This window comes from Dermabacter sp., from assembly GCF_032550575.1.
Taxonomy (GTDB): domain Bacteria; phylum Actinomycetota; class Actinomycetes; order Actinomycetales; family Dermabacteraceae; genus Dermabacter; species Dermabacter hominis.
The window spans coordinates 148,409-164,119 of record NZ_JAWFZC010000003.1; the positions used below are offsets into that span (position 1 = coordinate 148,409).

At 64.8% G+C, this 15,711-nt stretch carries 15 protein-coding genes and 1 pseudogene; 9 read left to right on the forward strand and 7 right to left on the reverse strand.

The window, feature by feature from the left end:
* Window positions 1-82: 82 nt before the first annotated feature.
* The 4 genes from E6X30_RS04965 to E6X30_RS04980 form a co-directional block, all read right to left on the reverse strand.
* Window positions 83-2,323, reverse strand: a complete 2,241-nt coding sequence (locus E6X30_RS04965) for a copper-translocating P-type ATPase (RefSeq protein ID WP_396334965.1) — start codon at window positions 2,321-2,323, stop codon at window positions 83-85.
* A gap of 50 nt (window positions 2,324-2,373) precedes the next feature.
* Entirely contained in the window at window positions 2,374-2,583 is a 210-nt protein-coding gene (locus tag E6X30_RS04970; protein WP_016663848.1) for a hypothetical protein, read from the reverse strand.
* Window positions 2,584-2,700: 117 nt separating this feature from the next.
* Complete coding sequence (locus E6X30_RS04975) at window positions 2,701-3,828, reverse strand: cell wall metabolism sensor histidine kinase WalK (protein ID WP_070435533.1); 1,128 nt, start codon at window positions 3,826-3,828, stop codon at window positions 2,701-2,703.
* Window positions 3,825-4,547 carry a response regulator transcription factor gene (locus tag E6X30_RS04980; RefSeq protein ID WP_016663850.1) on the reverse strand — a complete coding sequence of 241 codons (723 nt, stop codon included), beginning with the start codon at window positions 4,545-4,547 and terminating at the stop codon, window positions 3,825-3,827. The genes E6X30_RS04975 and E6X30_RS04980 overlap by 4 nt, the downstream gene beginning before the upstream one ends.
* A 403-nt stretch (window positions 4,548-4,950) precedes the next feature.
* On the opposite strand from E6X30_RS04980, the gene E6X30_RS04985 reads away from it, so the two are divergent.
* From E6X30_RS04985 to msrA, 6 genes and pseudogenes are all read left to right on the forward strand, one after another.
* A complete protein-coding gene (locus E6X30_RS04985) occupies window positions 4,951-5,529 on the forward strand; it encodes a CueP family metal-binding protein (protein WP_034371909.1) in 579 nt (192 codons plus the stop codon).
* A 71-nt stretch (window positions 5,530-5,600) separates the two neighbouring features.
* Window positions 5,601-7,083: pseudogene (locus E6X30_RS04990) on the forward strand (multicopper oxidase family protein).
* Window positions 7,084-7,266: 183 nt separating this feature from the next.
* Window positions 7,267-7,461: a hypothetical protein gene (locus tag E6X30_RS04995; RefSeq protein ID WP_016663853.1), complete on the forward strand. Its 195-nt coding sequence runs from the start codon at window positions 7,267-7,269 to the stop codon at window positions 7,459-7,461.
* Window positions 7,458-7,610: a hypothetical protein gene (locus E6X30_RS05000; protein WP_016663854.1), complete on the forward strand. Its 153-nt coding sequence runs from the start codon at window positions 7,458-7,460 to the stop codon at window positions 7,608-7,610. Before E6X30_RS04995 ends, E6X30_RS05000 begins: the two co-directional genes overlap by 4 nt.
* A gap of 117 nt (window positions 7,611-7,727) precedes the next feature.
* Window positions 7,728-9,314 carry an aspartate:alanine exchanger family transporter gene (locus tag E6X30_RS05005; protein ID WP_040386456.1) on the forward strand — a complete coding sequence of 529 codons (1,587 nt, stop codon included), beginning with the start codon at window positions 7,728-7,730 and terminating at the stop codon, window positions 9,312-9,314.
* 56 nt (window positions 9,315-9,370) lie between these two features.
* A complete protein-coding gene (gene msrA / locus E6X30_RS05010; RefSeq protein WP_316335817.1) occupies window positions 9,371-10,051 on the forward strand; it encodes a peptide-methionine (S)-S-oxide reductase MsrA in 681 nt (226 codons plus the stop codon).
* Here msrA and larC (E6X30_RS05015) read toward each other — a convergent pair.
* Window positions 10,048-10,506 carry a nickel insertion protein gene (gene larC / locus E6X30_RS05015; RefSeq protein ID WP_016663857.1) on the reverse strand — a complete coding sequence of 153 codons (459 nt, stop codon included), beginning with the start codon at window positions 10,504-10,506 and terminating at the stop codon, window positions 10,048-10,050. The genes msrA and larC (E6X30_RS05015) overlap by 4 nt on opposite strands.
* A complete protein-coding gene (gene larC, locus E6X30_RS05020; RefSeq protein WP_016663858.1) occupies window positions 10,499-11,440 on the reverse strand; it encodes a LarC family nickel insertion protein in 942 nt (313 codons plus the stop codon). The genes larC (E6X30_RS05015) and larC (E6X30_RS05020) overlap by 8 nt, the downstream gene beginning before the upstream one ends.
* 26 nt (window positions 11,441-11,466) lie before the next feature.
* Between larC (E6X30_RS05020) and E6X30_RS05025 the strand changes: the two genes are divergently transcribed.
* The 3 genes from E6X30_RS05025 to larB are packed head-to-tail and all read left to right on the forward strand — an operon-like array spanning window position 11,467 to window position 14,383.
* Window positions 11,467-12,801: a lactate racemase domain-containing protein gene (locus E6X30_RS05025; protein ID WP_016663859.1), complete on the forward strand. Its 1,335-nt coding sequence runs from the start codon at window positions 11,467-11,469 to the stop codon at window positions 12,799-12,801.
* Window positions 12,798-13,667, forward strand: coding sequence for an ATP-dependent sacrificial sulfur transferase LarE (gene larE, locus E6X30_RS05030; protein WP_016663860.1), 870 nt, complete (start codon window positions 12,798-12,800; stop codon window positions 13,665-13,667). Before E6X30_RS05025 ends, larE begins: the two co-directional genes overlap by 4 nt.
* Entirely contained in the window at window positions 13,664-14,383 is a 720-nt protein-coding gene (gene larB / locus E6X30_RS05035; RefSeq protein WP_101686656.1) for a nickel pincer cofactor biosynthesis protein LarB, read from the forward strand. The genes larE and larB overlap by 4 nt, the downstream gene beginning before the upstream one ends.
* Before the next feature lie 16 nt (window positions 14,384-14,399).
* Here the strand turns inward: larB and E6X30_RS05040 are convergent, their stop codons facing one another.
* Window positions 14,400-15,710 (reverse strand): TRAP transporter large permease, encoded by a 1,311-nt coding sequence (locus tag E6X30_RS05040; protein WP_316335819.1) that lies wholly within the window; start codon window positions 15,708-15,710, stop codon window positions 14,400-14,402.
* Window position 15,711 lies beyond the last annotated feature (1 nt).

Below are 15,711 nucleotides of genomic sequence, written 5' to 3' on the forward strand. Positions count from 1 at the left end.
TGGCGAGGGTGGAGAGAGCAAGGGGGCGCTTCATGGTGGAGCCTTTCAGGGTCATATGAGGGCAGTGGAGAGAAGCGGTGGATCAGTGGACGGCGGTGGATGCCGGAGTAGGCGTGGTGTGTTCCTCCTTCGACTCGGTCGGAGCCAGGTGAGCCGGATCCAGATCAATGCGGCGCAACAGCTGGGCGTTCAGGGCCACCACGATGGTCGAGGCAGACATCAAGATCGCGCCCACGGCCGGGGACAGCACGAACCCGATCGAGGCGAGCACTCCGGCGGCCAGCGGCACGGCGAGGATGTTGTAGCCAGAGGCCCAGATGAGGTTCTGGATCATCTTGCGGTAGCTGGCCCGGGACAGCTCAATCATCGACAGCACTGCCCGCGGATCATCACTAGCGAGGACCACCCCGGCAGATTCCATGGCCACATCCGTGCCGGCACCGATGGCGATACCGACCTCCGCGCGGGTCAGAGCGGGGGCGTCATTGACACCGTCACCGACCATGGCCACGCTCAAACCCCGGTCCTGCAGTTGCGTGACCTTGGCGTCTTTGTCCTGGGGCAGGACCTCGGCGAAGACCTCATCAATGCCTAAGTCCTGACCGACAGCGTGGGCCACCTGCTGGGCGTCGCCGGTGATCATCGCGACCTTCACCCCGCGGTCCTGCAGGGCTTTCACGGCGGCGCGGGATTCGGGGCGGATCTTGTCCTCGACGGCCACCGCACCGATGATCTGACCGTCGCGGACAATATGGAGCACACCGGCCCCACGCCCGGTCCAGGCGCTGGTGGTGTCGGTGAGCTCGGCCGGGGTGCTGAGGTTGAACTCGCGCAGCATGTTCGGCCCGCCCACGAGGATCTCAGCGCCATCGACAGTGGCCCGGACCCCCCGGCCGGAGGCGGCGCTGAAACCAGTTGCACGGATGTGCCGACGGGAGGCCTCGGGATGGGCGGCCGCGGCCGCCACGATGGCGCGGGCTACGGGGTGCTCGCTGTCGGCCTCCGCGGCGGCGGCCAGGGCCAGGGCCAGCAGCTCTCCCTCAGTGACGCCGACAGCTGCCGCGACACCGGTGACCGCGTGCGCACCCTCGGTCAGGGTGCCGGTTTTGTCGAAGAGCACCACGTCGATGGTGCGCATCCGCTCGAGCGCCATCCGGTCCTTGATGAGCACCCCGGATTTCGCGGCCCGCTCGCTGGAGATCGCAATGACCAGCGGAATCGCCAGGCCCAGGGCGTGCGGACAGGCGATGACCAGCACCGTGACCGTGCGCACCACGGCATCGTCCGGGCTGCCGATGATGGTCCACACCACCGCGGTGATCAGAGCGGAGATCAGCGCGAACCAGAACAACAACGCCGCCGCCCGATCCGCCAGGGCCTGGGCCCGGGAGGAGGACTCCTGGGCGTCGGCAACCATGCGTTGGATCCCGGCCAGGGCGGTGTCTCCGCCGGTAGCCTCCACCCGGATGCGGACGGTGTTGTCGGTGGCCACGGTACCGGCGACCACCTTGTCACCGGTGTCGCGGAAGACGGGACGGGATTCGCCGGTGATCATCGCCTCATCGAATTCGGCGGCTCCGTCGAGGATGGTTCCGTCGGCCGGCACCCGGGCACCGGCCCTCACCAGCACGACGTCGTCGACGACCAGCTCGGAGATGGCCACGGTGCGGGTGGTCCCGTCGATGACTTTCTCGGCCTCATCCGGCAGCAGGGCAGCCAGCGCGTCAAGTGCGGAGGACGCGGCCCCGAGAGCGCGCATCTCCAGCCAGTGGCCCAGCAGCATGATGGTCACCAGCAGGGCCAGCTCCCACCAGAAGTCCAGGTCAAAACCGCCCAGCCCGAGAGTGGTGCCCCAGGAGGCGACAAACGCCACGGTGATGGCCATGGCGATCAGGAGCATCATCCCGGGTTGGCGGGATTTCAGTTCTTTCCATCCGCCCTTGAGGAAAGGCGTTCCGCCGTAGATGAAGATGATCGTGCCCAGCACCGGGGTGATCCAGGTGGATCCGGGGAATGCCGGGAGGTGGTAGCCGAGCAGGCGGGCGACCATGGGGCTGAAAATAACGACGGGAATGGACAGAAGCAGCGACCACCAGAAGCGGTCCCGAAACATTGCGGTGCTGTGTCCGGCGTGTTCGCCGTGACCATGAACGTGGTGGTCTTCGTCCAGGGCGGAGTGCGGGTGATCGTGGGGCATCGCCTGGTCGTGGGTGTCGGCATTTGCGTGGTGTTCGTGGCTGGCATGATCCGGGTGGTAGGTGTGGTCTGCTTCCGGAGCGGGGTGATCACCATGGTGATCGCTGGAATGGTGGGGAGTGCTCATGACGTTCCTTCCGCTCAACCCGGTCGGGTCGAGATGATGGGTAAAACTGATCAGGATAAGACGGTGTAGCCGGCCTCCTCGATGGCCCGGCGAACCATCTCCGGAGGTACGACACCGGTGACCTGGTAGCTAGGGGAGGACCCCCCTGCTGACGAGTCGCTGGCGGCAGAGATGGAGGCGGTGTCGGCACGTGAGGCAGGTCCGCAACAGCTGCAGCCGTGGGAGGCCATCGGCAAGAAGCGGGGCGGGGAGGTGATCATGGGAACGCTCCTACGGGTCGGTGGGATGCGGCGATACTGCTCTCGAGCGTATACCCCCCCGGGGTATATTTTCAAGGGGGGGGGGAGGGAACGGCCCTCACGCGGGACAGGGTGTGGTCACCGCGCAGCCTCCTCACTGTCGGGAGGGGACAGCGGGAGGCGGAGGGCAAACACCGCTCCGCGACCGGGTCCGGGGGAGGTGGCGGTGAGAGTGCCGCCGTGGGCCTCGATCAATGCCTTGGAGATGGTCAGACCGATACCGGCCCCGCCGTCGTCCCGGCTGCGGGCGGCATCCCCCCGATAGAAGCGTTCGAAGATGTGTCCGAGCTGGTCAGGTGGGATGCCCTCGCCGTCATCGGCGACGTGGATGAGCGCGGTGGACGCCCCCTGCTGGTGGACGCTGATCCGGACATGCCCGCCGGCCGGGGTGTGCCGTAGCGCGTTCGACAGGAGATTGCTCATCACCTGGCCGAAGCGTTGCCGGTCCACGAGCACCCGGGCGGTGTCCGTAATGGTCTCGACCTGTAAATCGACGCCTTTGTCAGCATAAGCTTCCCCCGCGGCAGCAGCAGCGGTATGGAGCAGGTCCCCGAGCCCTTCCTCCGCCAGGTCCAAATCGATCCGGTGTTCCTGGGCCCGGGAGACATCGTCGATGTCTTCCATCAACCGGGTCAGGCGGGTGAGTTGGTCAGCCATGATCGTGTGGGTGGCATTATTCCAGTCCACGACCCCGTCCTGGAGACCATCGAGGTAGACCGTGAGCACCGATAAGGGGGTGCCCATTTCGTGGGCCAGATCAGAGAGCATCTGGCGGCGGACCTGTTCGGTGTGTTCCAGCCGGTCGGCCATGGTGTTGAAGGCATGCGCCAGGGTGGCGACCTCGGGGCCTGCTTCTCCGGCGGGCACGCGGATACGGGAGTTGCCGGCCGTCAGGCTGGTAGCGGCGCGGGTGAGATCCTGCAGGGGGGTGCGCAGGCGACGCGATAACCACAGGCTGGCCAGCAGGGCGCTGATCAAGGCGGTGGGCAGGGCGACGGCCAGGGTGATCAGGTTGGCGTCCCGGTAGGCCTGCTCGGCATGGAACAGCTCCAGCGAGGGGTCCTCCGGGCCGGTCATCAACATATGATCATGGAACAGGGTCGGGCCCACCATCGTGGCCACGGTCACGGCCACCAGCAGGCTAATCACCACGATCAGCACCTGGGCGGTCAGGAAGCGGAAGGTCAGGCCGGGCCCGTGATTCATGGCTGCCCCACCCGGTAGCCCACGCCACGCACGGTGTCGATAAACCCCCGGCCCCGGGTGTCGGTGCCGAGCTTGCGACGCAAGTTGCCGATATGGACATCGACGATGCGTTCATCACCGACCCACGTGGTGTCCCAGACCTCGGTGACCAGGTCGCGGCGGGTCAGCACCTGGCCGGGGCGCAGGGCCAGGGCAACCAGCAGCTCGAACTCCGTGCGGGTGAGCTCCACGGTCGTCTCCCCCACCTGCACCCGATGGGCGACAGGGTCAAGGAAGAGGTCACCAACGATCAAGGGGGTGGTCACCTGCGGTGGGGTGGTGCTGGTGCGCGGGCGGCGCAGCACCGCATGCACCCGGGTCACCAGTTCCCGGATACTAAAAGGTTTGGTGATGTAGTCATCCGCCCCCAGGGTCAAACCGCTGATCTTGTCGTCCTCGCTGCCACGCGCGGTGAGCATGAGGATGTAGCAGTCCGAGAAGGTGCGGATCCGTCGACACACCTCCAGACCGTCGAGTTCGGGCAGCCCCAGATCCAGCACCACAACATCGGGGGAAAAGCGACGGGCCTCGTCCACCGCCTGGGTGCCGGTGTGCGCCTGGCGGGTATCGAAACCGGCCCGGATGAGGTAGGAGGCCACCATCTGAGCCAGGGGTTGTTCATCATCGACGACCAGCACCCGCCTCGGGGGCGTGGCGGTGGTCGGTGTGCGGTCAGCCATAGACCCCAGCATCGCTCCGGCCAGGAGGGAATGCCACCCTCGCTCAGTGCCCGGCGGGGAATCTTCATCGAATCTTCAAACATCACCCTTCGACCGCCGTCACCCCTGTGCCCCACCCCGGGCCGGCGGCATCGCCTCCCCTGGTCGGTTCAGCAGGCGCCACCAGGGATTTCACTGCCTGCATCGCATACCCGGGGTGGGTAGAAGGACATCGCCCACGGCTGTGGGGTGGTGTCTCGGTGGTGACCCAGCCCACCGAATTCACCCCCTTTTCGCCCTGTTATAAGGCTGTGAACAGGGTTTTTGATTTCTAGTTCGTCAGGCATCCGTGCAAGATAAAGGTATGGCATCGGCCTTGATGCGGTGTCTTCTCACGGTCTTACCACGATCCAAGGAGATTGACGTGAAAAAACGAGCAGCGATCGCAACCGTCGCCCTTGCCCTCGTCCTCGCGGGGTGTTCGGCCGCCGACCCGGAACCCACCGCCAACGAGACGGTGTCCCAGGATACATTCCTGACTACCCATGGCCTGGCCGACATGGACGCGGTGGAGATCATTGATCACCTCGACCGGCAGAAGGTCAATGAGCGTCCCACGGATCTGATCGCCTCGGTGCGTGCCGATGAACTGCTGCTCTCGAGCGATGACCAGGAGGTCGTGGTCGATCTTCCCGACAATCAGACGTATGTCTCGATCGCACCCTATCTCACCTCCACCCACGACTGCTTCTACCACAGCCTCACGACCTGCCAGGGGGAACTCGCCAATGAGGATATCCAGGTCACGATCACCGATGAGGCGACCGGTGAGGTGCTGGTGGACGAGACGACAACCACCTTCGACAACGGGTTTATTGGCTTCTGGCTTCCCGATGATGTCACCGGCCTGATTGAGGTCAGCTACCAGGGGCGTACCGGCACCGCGGAGTTTTCCACCACCGACGACGGTGCCACCTGTGTCACAGACCTGCGCCTGACGTGATGGCTCAGCAGGGTCCTCACCTGCGCTTGTCTCCGATGTCACTGAAATCTTGTACCAAGGACGGTTAAATTATGACGAACGCGTTTTCCCGACGACAGGTTCTGCTCGGCGGGCTCGTCCTCGCCGGCACTGGGACCGTGACCGCCTGCACCAGCGACCCTGGACCCGCCGCCTCGGCACCAGGTCCCTCCCTTCGCCCCACTCCCCCCCCCACTGCGCTCGGTGAGCCGACGGTGCGCCGGACACTGACCGCCCGGCCCCTCTCCCTGGATATCGGCGGCATCGAAGCCAAGACGTGGGGATACGTCTCTGACACTGGGGATGCGGCCATTGAGGCCGCCACCGGCGACGTCCTCCAGGTCGATATCACCAATGAACTGCCTGAGAGCACCTCCATCCACTGGCATGGCATCGCGCTCCACAACGCAGCCGACGGTGTGCCCGGCATGACCCAGGACCCCATTGAGCCTGGCGAGTCTTTCTCCTATGTTTTTGAAGTCCCTCACGGTGGCACCTACTTCTACCATTCCCACACCGGCCTGCAGCTTGATCGCGGCCTCCACGCCCCACTGATCATCCGTGACCCGCAAGACGCTGAGGACCAGGACGTCGAGTGGACCATCGTGCTCGATGACTGGGTCGATGGCATTCAGGGCACTCCCGACGATGAACTCGACAAGCTCACCGGAATGGGTTCGGGCGACCATAACGGGAGGATGGGAATGGGAGGTCACGGCCAGATGATGCACGGTACCCCGGACCGGGTACTGGGCGGGGATGTCGGCGATGTGATGTATCCGCACTACCTCATCAACGGACGTATCCCCCGTGCTCACCGGACCTTCGAGGCTCGCCCGGGCGACAAGGCCCGCCTGCGGTTTATCAACTCCGGCGGTGACACCATCTTCAAGGTGGCCCTCGGTGGTCACCGCATGACCGTCACCCACACCGACGGCTTCCCTGTCCAGCCCTGGGAGACCGAATCGATCTACCTGTCGATGGGCGAGCGTGTCGACGTCGAGGTCATCCTCGGCGACGGCATCTTCCCGCTCACGGCTTTGGCGGTGGGTAAGGACGACCGCGCCTTCGCCGTCATCCGCACCGCCGGCGGCCAGGCCCCCCGCCCGGATGTCGACTTCCCCGAGTTGTCGTCCACCGGACTGCTTCTGTCCTCCCTGAAGCCAGCAGACCGTGCACTCCTGCCCGAGGGCACACCAGACCGAGAAGTCAGTATCGACCTGGGCGGGCAGATGATGCCGTATGAATGGAGCATTCTCACCGACGGCCAATCCTCCTCCGCGACCGTGCAGGGGGGGCCAGCGCCTGCGGATGGTCATGCGCAACAGGACCATGATGCCCCATCCCATGCACATCCACGGCCACACGTGGGCGCTGCCCGGCAGCGGCGGGCTACGGAAGGACACCGTCCTTCTTCGCCACGGTGAAACCATGATCGCCGACCTGATCGCTGACAACTCCGGTGAGTGGGCATTTCACTGCCATAACGCCTATCACATGGAAACCGGGATGTTCAGCTCGCTTCGCTACGAGTAATCCCCACAGCAGGGTTGAAAGCCGAGGTGGGCAGAGTCGCTACAGACCACCCGCCTGGTAGCACGATGACTTTCCTCGGTGTTGTGGTCTTCCGGGACGACCAGAACACCGTCTTCTTCCCCACCGCCCCGGAATAAGGAGATCTAAACCATACCGAGCACACCCCGCAGAGCCGCCATCGCGGTGACCTATCCCTCGATCTACGATCCGCCGTTTCGTATTGCTGCGGCCCTGGGTGGGGTGTCGACCTCGGTCATCCCGACCACCATTGTCCTGGACCGAAGCCACCGCCCGGCCGCGGTGTTCCTGAGGGAGGTCACCGCCGATGACATCCTTGATGTCGCGCTGCCGCTGGCCGAGGAGGCACCAGCATCATGATCGTTGATGTGATGGCGCAGTTGGCGATCGGCCAGCAGTTCGCCGACGCCGCGGCCACCTCCTGGCGCGTCATGAGCGCATCCGGCTCCGACGCTACCCAGGCAACCGTCGGACCGTGCACGTGCACGCATGTGCGCAACCGAAGGTGAAGAAAACCGCAAAGACACCACCGAATCAGGCTGGATAACGTGGTTGTCTACACCTTGAGGGTGGGGGAGAAGGGCAAGAGCGGGCGCACACGGCCACCAGTGCCTATTGTGGGAAATATGATCGACCTGCTCGTGAGCTCCCCGCTGCTGACCCTCATCGTGACGATGGCACTCGGCACCCTGGTCGGTGCAATCCCTTTCGGCCCCCTTAAATTTGGGCCGGCCGGCGCACTGTTTGTCGGGCTCGCGATCGGTGCCCTCGACCCGCGTCTCGGTAGCGACCTCGACCTCGTGGAGTCGCTCGGCTTGGCGCTCTTCGTGTACACGATCGGTATCGCCTCAGGCGCATCGTTCTTCAGGCAGCTCAGGGCACAAGGGTCACTGCTCGTGGGTGGGGTGCTGCTCCTCGGGGTCCAAGCGGCACTGTCGATTGCGGCGGGTTACCTTTTCGGTTTTGGCGGTCCGATGGCAGCCGGTATGTTCGCCGGTTCCGGAGCGGCGACGCCGGCGCTCAGTAGCGCGAGTGCGATCGTGCCGGGGGAGACCGCTCCCGCGGTGGGCTTCGCGATCGCGTATCCGCTAGCCGTCGTTCTCGGCATGCTCATCATTCCGCCGATCACGCGCTCGAAAATGAGCGGGAAAAACGATCCGTCGTCAGTGTCCGCGACGGACCTTCTCGACATCACCGTCGAGGTCGAGCGCACGATGAAGATCAGCAAGATCCCCGGAATTGCCTCATTGCCGGGCAAGGCCGGCGGCGACCTTCGGATTTCTTACCTGCAGCGCGGCGACGAGATTCGCGTTGCTCACCCTTCGGAATCTCTGCACGCGGGGGACCGGGTCCTCATGGTCGGCGTACCCGCCGCAGTCCACGAGGCCGCAACGCTCCTCGGGCGCGAAAGCGATACCCACCTCGCGAACGACCGTACGAAGGTCAACTTCCGCCGGTTCATCGTCTCGAACCCGCAGCTCGCTGGTCGCACGGTTGCCGATCTTCACGTGCCCACGCGTTTCGACTCGATCATCACTCGCGTGCGCCGCGGCGATACGGATATGCTCGCCCACGCCGAGATGACCCTTCAGCTCGGCGACCGGGTGCGCGTCGTCATGCCGCACGATCGACGCAAGGAACTTACGGAGTTTTTCGGTGACTCCGAAACTCGCATCACCGAGGTTGATTTCTTGAGCCTCGGGCTTGGAGTTGCCCTCGGCATCATCGTGGGCTTCGTGTCGCTCTCTATCGGCGGGGCAAAGCTTGCGCTTGGGAGTGCGGCGGGCCCACTTGTCGTAGGGCTCGTTCTCGGATATATGGGTCGCACAGGCCCGATCGTGTGGACTCTACCCACGAGTGCAAACCTCACCATTAGGCAATTTGGTCTCTTTATGTTCCTGGCATCCGTCGGACTCAAAAGCGGCCATGCCTTCGCCGGGACTGCGTTCTCCGTGACGGGTGTCTTCGTGGGGATCGCGACCTTGCTGACCCTCGGCATTGCACTGCTCGCCCTGTGGGGAGTGGGGGCAGCACTCGGTCTCAGCGCGGCCCGAACCGCGGGTGCCGTCGCAGGTTACGTGGGCCAACCGGTGTTGCTCAATCACGTGAAATCGTTCGTGAACGACGAGCGAACCGACCCTGGCTATTCGGCAATGTTCGCCGCCGGGATGATCGCCAAAATTCTGTTTGCTCAAGTGATCGTGCTCCTCTAGGGCATTTTTGCGCCTTCGCACACGACCCCTCCAGCCCCGGCGCGTAGGTTCATCCCATGATTCCATTTCTCGAGATCATGAACGCGCACAAAAAGATCATGGTGAAACCCGAGGACGCGCTCGCAGGTCGCGATGACTACCCCTTTCCGCTCTCGCGTGACCACCTCGTACTCGGCACCGACATGCTTGGTGAGAGGGCGCCGGAAGGATCTGGCGAACTGCTCCTCGCCGGTGGCTGCTTCTGGGGTATCGAACGCATCATGTGGCAGATCCCGGGCGTGTGGACGACCGCGGCCGTGTATGCCGGTGGATACACGCCCCACCCCACCTACGAAGAGGTGTGTTCGGCAAAGACCGGTCACGCCGAAGCCGTGAAGGTGATCTACGAGGATGAGCATGCGCTCCTGCGTGTGCTCACCGAGTTCTGGCAGCAGCACGACCCGACGACCGAAAACCGCCAGGGCAACGACATCGGAACGCAGTACCGAAGCGCAATCTTCTGGACTGATCCGGCGCAAGAGCGCATCGTTCGCTCCTCCCTCGATGCGTACCAGGAAGCACTCACCGCCGCCGATCGCGGCACCATCTCCACCGTGGTAGCGCCGCTGAGCGAGGCGGGTGCCGGCACCTACTACTACGCCGAGCCCGAGCACCAGCAGTACCTCGCGAAAAACCCAGCCGGCTACTGCAATCACGGCTTTAACGGCGTCGCGTGTTCCCTCGAGGGCGCCGTTTAAGAGTCGATGGCCTCCCGGGCGCGCCGCAACGCTTCACGCTCGGTGACGCCAAGTTGGCGGGCGAGGGTCTGCACATCACGAAATTCAGGTCCGACGGTGGCCACGGAACCGTCGGACCGCACCGACACCTTGACGGCCACCTCCACGCCCTCAATCTCGACTTTCTCAAACCTGCGCGTACGAATGCGCCGGTCGAGCGGGGCGTACCGCACGCCGAGTGAGCCGGTGAGGTCGAGGAGGAGGTCGGCGAGGCGAATCTCCTCACCCTCGCGGGCGAGCGCGTGAACGGTCACGGCGGGGCGGCCGTGCTTCATGATGATGGGCGTGAGCCAGCAGTCGAGCGCGCCGGCCTCGAGCATCGAGTCGATGATGCCGGGCCACAGGCGGGGATCGGCGTCGTCGACGTTGGCTTCGAGCTGGATGACTCGCGTGGGCGTCTCGTGGGCGTCACGCATGCGGATAGCTTTCCCCGAGAAAGATGCGCACGACGTTGGGGCGTCCCGGCGTGTCTTTTGTGCCGGCGCCGATGCCGACGGCGCGCGTCACCATGCCCGGCATGGGGCCGTAGCTCGTCGCGAGGCCGCGCATGAGGGCAACGCCCGTGGGGGTTGCGAGTTCGCCGATGCCTGGGGCGACGCCTGACGGGGGCGCGGCCGCCGCGTGTGGGCCGCCCGCGGCGTGCTCGGGCAGCGGGTGTTCGTGATCGTGCTGGTGACCGTGCTCGTGATCGTGCGCATGAGGGTGCGAGTGGGCATGGCCGTGGTCGTGACCGTGCGGGCGGGGAGGCAAAAGGTCGCCGGCGACCGTCGGCCACCCCTCGGCGAGGTAAGCCGTTGCGGGAACCGGCACCGGAATATCACCGTGAGCGGCGCGGATGCGGCCCGAGCCGACGGCGATCGTGCTGCCCGTTGCCTCACCGATCCCGAGTTGGCGCCACGCCTCGCATGCGCCGATGACGTCGGCGATCGAATCGAGTGCGCCGACCTCGTGGAAGTGGACATCCTCGGGATCGATGCCGTGAGCGCGGCCCTCCGCTTTGGCGAGCATGCCAAAGACGCGCAGACCGAGGTCGATCGTGCGTTCGTGGACTGCCCCTCGTGCACTCTCGAGCATGTCGCGGATCGAGGTCCACGTGCGGTGCGGCGGGTTTTCGACGAGCAGTTCGACGTCTACTTTGAGGCTTCGCTGCCCGCAGCGGTCAACGGTTCGTTTCGTGAGCTTTACGGAGCCGGGGATGAGGGCATCGAGCACGGATTGGACGCGCTCGAGGTCCGCTCCCGCATCGATGAGGGCTCCAAGCAGCATGTCGCCCGCGATGCCTGCGGTTGCGTCGATCCATGCGATCGAGCCGGAGGGGGAATCAATGTGGAGGTCGTCGCTATGTCCCATGGCAACCGATTGTAATCCGCGCGATAATGGGCAATATGAGCGAACGAGTTGATCACGTGAAGCCCATTCCCGCATCTTTGGTGAGCGCCGCCGCTCGCATCGGCGGCCCCGACGAGACGCTCACCGACGAGCAGATTTCGAGATTTGTCGCCGAGCAACTCGCGACAGCCGATCTCGATGGCAAGCGCGTGTGCGTGATCATTCCCGACGGCACCCGCTCCGTGCCGCTTCCTCGCGTGATGCCCGCCGTTCACAACGCGCTCACGAACCGCGCTTCGCACATCACGGTGCTCATTGCGCTCGGCACGCACGCCGCGATGAGCGAAGAGAGCATCGAGCGGATGCTCGGCGCCGAGCCTGGAAAGCTTAAAGACGCGTACCCCGCGTTCGAGATCCGCAACCACGAATGGGACAACGACGAGGAGATCGCCGACCTCGGTGAGATCGGTGCCGACACGATCGCCGAGCTCACGGGCGGGCTTCTCACGGATGTTCCCATGCGCGTGAACATCAATCGCCACGTCGTCGAAGCGGACGTCAACCTTATCGTCGGCCCCGTGTTCCCCCACGAAGTCGTGGGATTCTCTGGCGGCAATAAGTACTTCTTCCCCGGCTGCTCCGTGCACGACGTCATCGACATCTCGCACTGGGTGGGGGCGCTCATCACGGCGAGCCGCATCATCGGTGCGCTTGGCATCACGCCCGTGCGAGAGCTCATCGACGCGGCAAGTGCACGCATCGAGACGACCAAATACTGCCTCGCGATGGTCGTGCGCTCGGCGAGCAGTGACCTCCACGCGATGAGCTTCGGCAGCCCCGAGAGCGCCTGGGCCGCGTGCGCGCAGATTTCGGCTCACACGCACATCCGCTACGTTGAGGCGCCCTACAAGCGGATCGTCGCGATCATGCCGGAGATGTACGAGGACATCTGGACGGGCGCGAAGGGCTTCTACAAGCTCGAGCCGGTGTGTGCCGACGGTGGCCAGGTCATCATCTACGCCCCGCACATCACCGAGGTTGCCGCCATGCATCCGGGCCTTCGCGACATCGGCTACCACAACATCGAGTACTTCACGAAGCAGTGGGACCGCTTCAAGAACCACCCGTGGGGCGAACTCGCCCACTCGACGCACGTCACGGGCCTTGGCACGTACGACCCCGAGACCGGCGAGGAGAAGAACCGCGTGCGCCGCGCGTTTGCCACGCAGATTTCTCCCGACGTGTGCGCGGAATACAACGTTGAGTACGTGGATCCCGCCTCTCTCGACCTTGAGGCGCTGCGTAATGATCCCGACACCCTCGTCGTGGACCACGCGGGTGAAGTTCTGCACCGCCTCGCGAGCGAACGGCAGCCGCTGTGAGCACACCGCTCACAAGCGTGCCTCAGCTGACCGGAGACCTCGCCGCGCGGGCCGACGCTGCCATGGGCGAGCTCGCCCAGCATGAGCGCGTCGGTATCGCCTATTCCGGGGGAGTCGACTCCGCGACCCTCGCCGCGCTCGCACTGCGCGCCCTCGGGCCCGATCGAGTCGTGGCACTCCTCGGCGTCTCGCCCTCGCTTGCGCGGCGCGAGCGCCGGATCGCGCACGAGGTCGCAAAAACGATCGGCGTGCGCGTTCACGAGATAGAGACGCACGAGGGAGAGCGCCCCGAGTACGTGGCGAACGGCGTGGACCGGTGCTTCTTCTGCAAGGACGAACTGTTCACGCGGATCGATAGCGAGCTCCTTGATGAGCTTCGCCTCGACGCCGTGGCCTACGGCGAAAACGCCGACGACGCTAAACGGCCCGACCGTCCAGGCGCCAGCGCCGCAACGAACCATGCGGTGCTCAGGCCCCTCGCGAGCGCCGGCCTCACCAAAAGCGACGTGCGAGAAATTGCGCGTGCCCTCGGCGTCCCCGTTGCTGAGAAACCAGCCGCGCCGTGCCTCGCCTCGCGTATCCCGCACGGCGAGGAGGTCACACCCGCAAAACTCCGCCAGGTCGAGGACCTCGAGGATGCCGTTTTCGACCTCGGCTTCAGCGATTGCCGCGCGCGCCACCACGGCCGCGTCGCCCGCCTCGAATTGCCGCGAAACGAGCTCGCCCGCGCCGTGGAACCGGAGGTGCGGGCCGCCCTGGTCGCCGCCGGTAAAGCAGCAGGATTCGCCTACGTGAGTCTCGACCTCGACGGTCTCCAGTCGGGCGCGTTTACCCTCAGCATCATGAACGCGAAGGGAACGCTATGAGCGCGCACAAGGGGGCCGACGCCTCCCTCGCCAGCATCGCTAACCTCGATTTTGACCGCGCTAGCCGGCGCGGCGCACCCGAGGCGATTCTGTGCGACGCGAAAAGCACCGATCAGCTCGTGCGCATTGCCCGCGCGATACGGGAGCGTGCACGCGACACGGGTACGGCGCCCACGCTTGCCACCCTGTTCACCCGCCTCGACACCGATAAAGCCGCCGAACTCGGCGAAGAATTGCCGGGCTTCTTCTTTGACGAAGAAGCGTCGATAGGGGCGTGGCCGGCGTCGGAACCGACCCCCACCGGCGGGCTCGTGACCATCGCATGCGCCGGCACGAGTGACCTCCCCGTCGCGCGCGAGGCGGAGCTGACCGCACGCTACCTGGGCCGGCCCACGCGGCTCATTCCCGATATTGGGATCGCGGGCCTACACCGGCTCCTTGAACGCTTGCCTGAGCTGCGTGAATCGGCGTGCATCATCGCCGTTGCGGGCATGGACGGAGCACTTCCCACCGTGATCGCCGGCCAGGTCGCGTGCCCCGTCGTCGCGCTGCCCACGTCCGTGGGCTACGGCGTTGCCGCAGGAGGCATCAGCGCAGCCCTCACGATGCTTTCAGCGTGTGCGCCCGGCATCGGGGTCGTCAACATCGACAACGGATACGGCGCGGGGCACCTCGCCGCGCAAATTGCACGGTGGGCGCCCCGCGATACCGAGTAGTGAGTGCGCGCACTCGCTAGGTGAGAACTCCGAACACGCCCGGCAGGAACAACGTGATCTGCGGGATGAACATGACGAGCAGAAGCCCGATCATGAGCGCGATAAAGAACGGCACGAGCGCCTTGATGACGGGTTCTACGCGCACCCCACCCACTTTCGAACCCACGAACAGCACATTGCCTACGGGCGGCGTGATCGTGCCGATGCACAGGTTGTACGTGATCATGAGACCGAAGTGGATCGGATCCACGCCAAGCTTTTCAGCGATAGGCAGGAAGATCGGCGTGAAGATCAGGATCGCGGGAGTAGGATCCATGAAAGTACCGACGATAAGCAGAACTGTCATCATGATGAGCAAGATGACAATCTTCGAATCGGCTAGGGATAGCAGTGCGTGCGCGACCGTCTCGGGGATCGTCGCGTAGCTGAGCGCCCAGCCGAGCGCAGAGGAAACCGAAACGAGCAACATGACCACTGCTGTCGTGCGGGCCGAGGCCGCAAGGATTCCCGGCAGGTCTTTGAGGTGTAGCTCCCGGTAAATGAGGCCGAGCACGAAACAGTAAGCGACCGCGATCACCGCAGACTCTGTTGCCGTGAAAATGCCGGCAAGCAAACCGCCCACGACAATCACGATCATCAGAATCGCCGGCAGGGCCCTCACAAGCGTCATACAGGCCACCGCAAAAGGAACGCGTTCTTGGGCGCCGCGCAATTCGGTGCGTCGCCGCGCGGCAAGAAGAATGACTGCGACGCACGCGAGCACCCACACGATCCCGGGGCCGTAGCCCGCAACAAATAGCGCGGCGACTGATGTCGAGGACACGAGGGAGTACACGATCAGAGTGTTCGACGGCGGGATGAGCATGCCCGACGGTGCAGAGGCCACATTGACGGCCGCAGCGAAAGCCGGGTCATACCCTTCGCGGCGCTGGCGAGGATTCATCGTCGTACCAACGGCAGCTGCCGACGCCACGGCGGCCCCCGAAACCGAACCGAAAAGCGCATTCGCGACCACATTCGTGTGTGCGAGGGAGCCCGGCAAACGGCCCACGAGAACTTTTGCCGCATCGATCAGGCGCGTGGCAATGCCGCCACTATTCATAAGGTTGCCGGCGAGAACGAAGAACGGGATTGCGAGCAACGTGAACGAACTCGAACCCGTAAACATTCGCTGCGCCGCAACGAACACAGCGGAGTCGGCATCGAGCACAGCGATCAGCGCAATCACCGACGGCAATCCGATAGCGACGGCGATAGGAGCGCCGACGAGAATGAGAAAAGCGATGCCAAGAACGAGAATCGAACCGGCGAGCATTGCGGGATCCACG

Coding starts and splice junctions, on each gene's coding strand:
- E6X30_RS04965 (WP_396334965.1), bottom strand. CDS start 2,323: ATGAGCACTCCCCACCATTCCAGCGATCACCATGGTGATCACCCCGCT.
- E6X30_RS04970 (WP_016663848.1), bottom strand. CDS start 2,583: ATGATCACCTCCCCGCCCCGCTTCTTGCCGATGGCCTCCCACGGCTGC.
- msrA (WP_316335817.1), top strand. CDS start 9,371: ATGATTCCATTTCTCGAGATCATGAACGCGCACAAAAAGATCATGGTG.
- larC (WP_016663857.1), bottom strand. CDS start 10,506: ATGCGTGACGCCCACGAGACGCCCACGCGAGTCATCCAGCTCGAAGCC.
- larC (WP_016663858.1), bottom strand. CDS start 11,440: ATGGGACATAGCGACGACCTCCACATTGATTCCCCCTCCGGCTCGATC.
- E6X30_RS04980 (WP_016663850.1), bottom strand. CDS start 4,547: ATGGCTGACCGCACACCGACCACCGCCACGCCCCCGAGGCGGGTGCTG.
- E6X30_RS04975 (WP_070435533.1), bottom strand. CDS start 3,828: ATGAATCACGGGCCCGGCCTGACCTTCCGCTTCCTGACCGCCCAGGTG.
- E6X30_RS05000 (WP_016663854.1), top strand. CDS start 7,458: ATGATCGTTGATGTGATGGCGCAGTTGGCGATCGGCCAGCAGTTCGCC.
- E6X30_RS05025 (WP_016663859.1), top strand. CDS start 11,467: ATGGGCAATATGAGCGAACGAGTTGATCACGTGAAGCCCATTCCCGCA.
- E6X30_RS05005 (WP_040386456.1), top strand. CDS start 7,728: ATGATCGACCTGCTCGTGAGCTCCCCGCTGCTGACCCTCATCGTGACG.
- larB (WP_101686656.1), top strand. CDS start 13,664: ATGAGCGCGCACAAGGGGGCCGACGCCTCCCTCGCCAGCATCGCTAAC.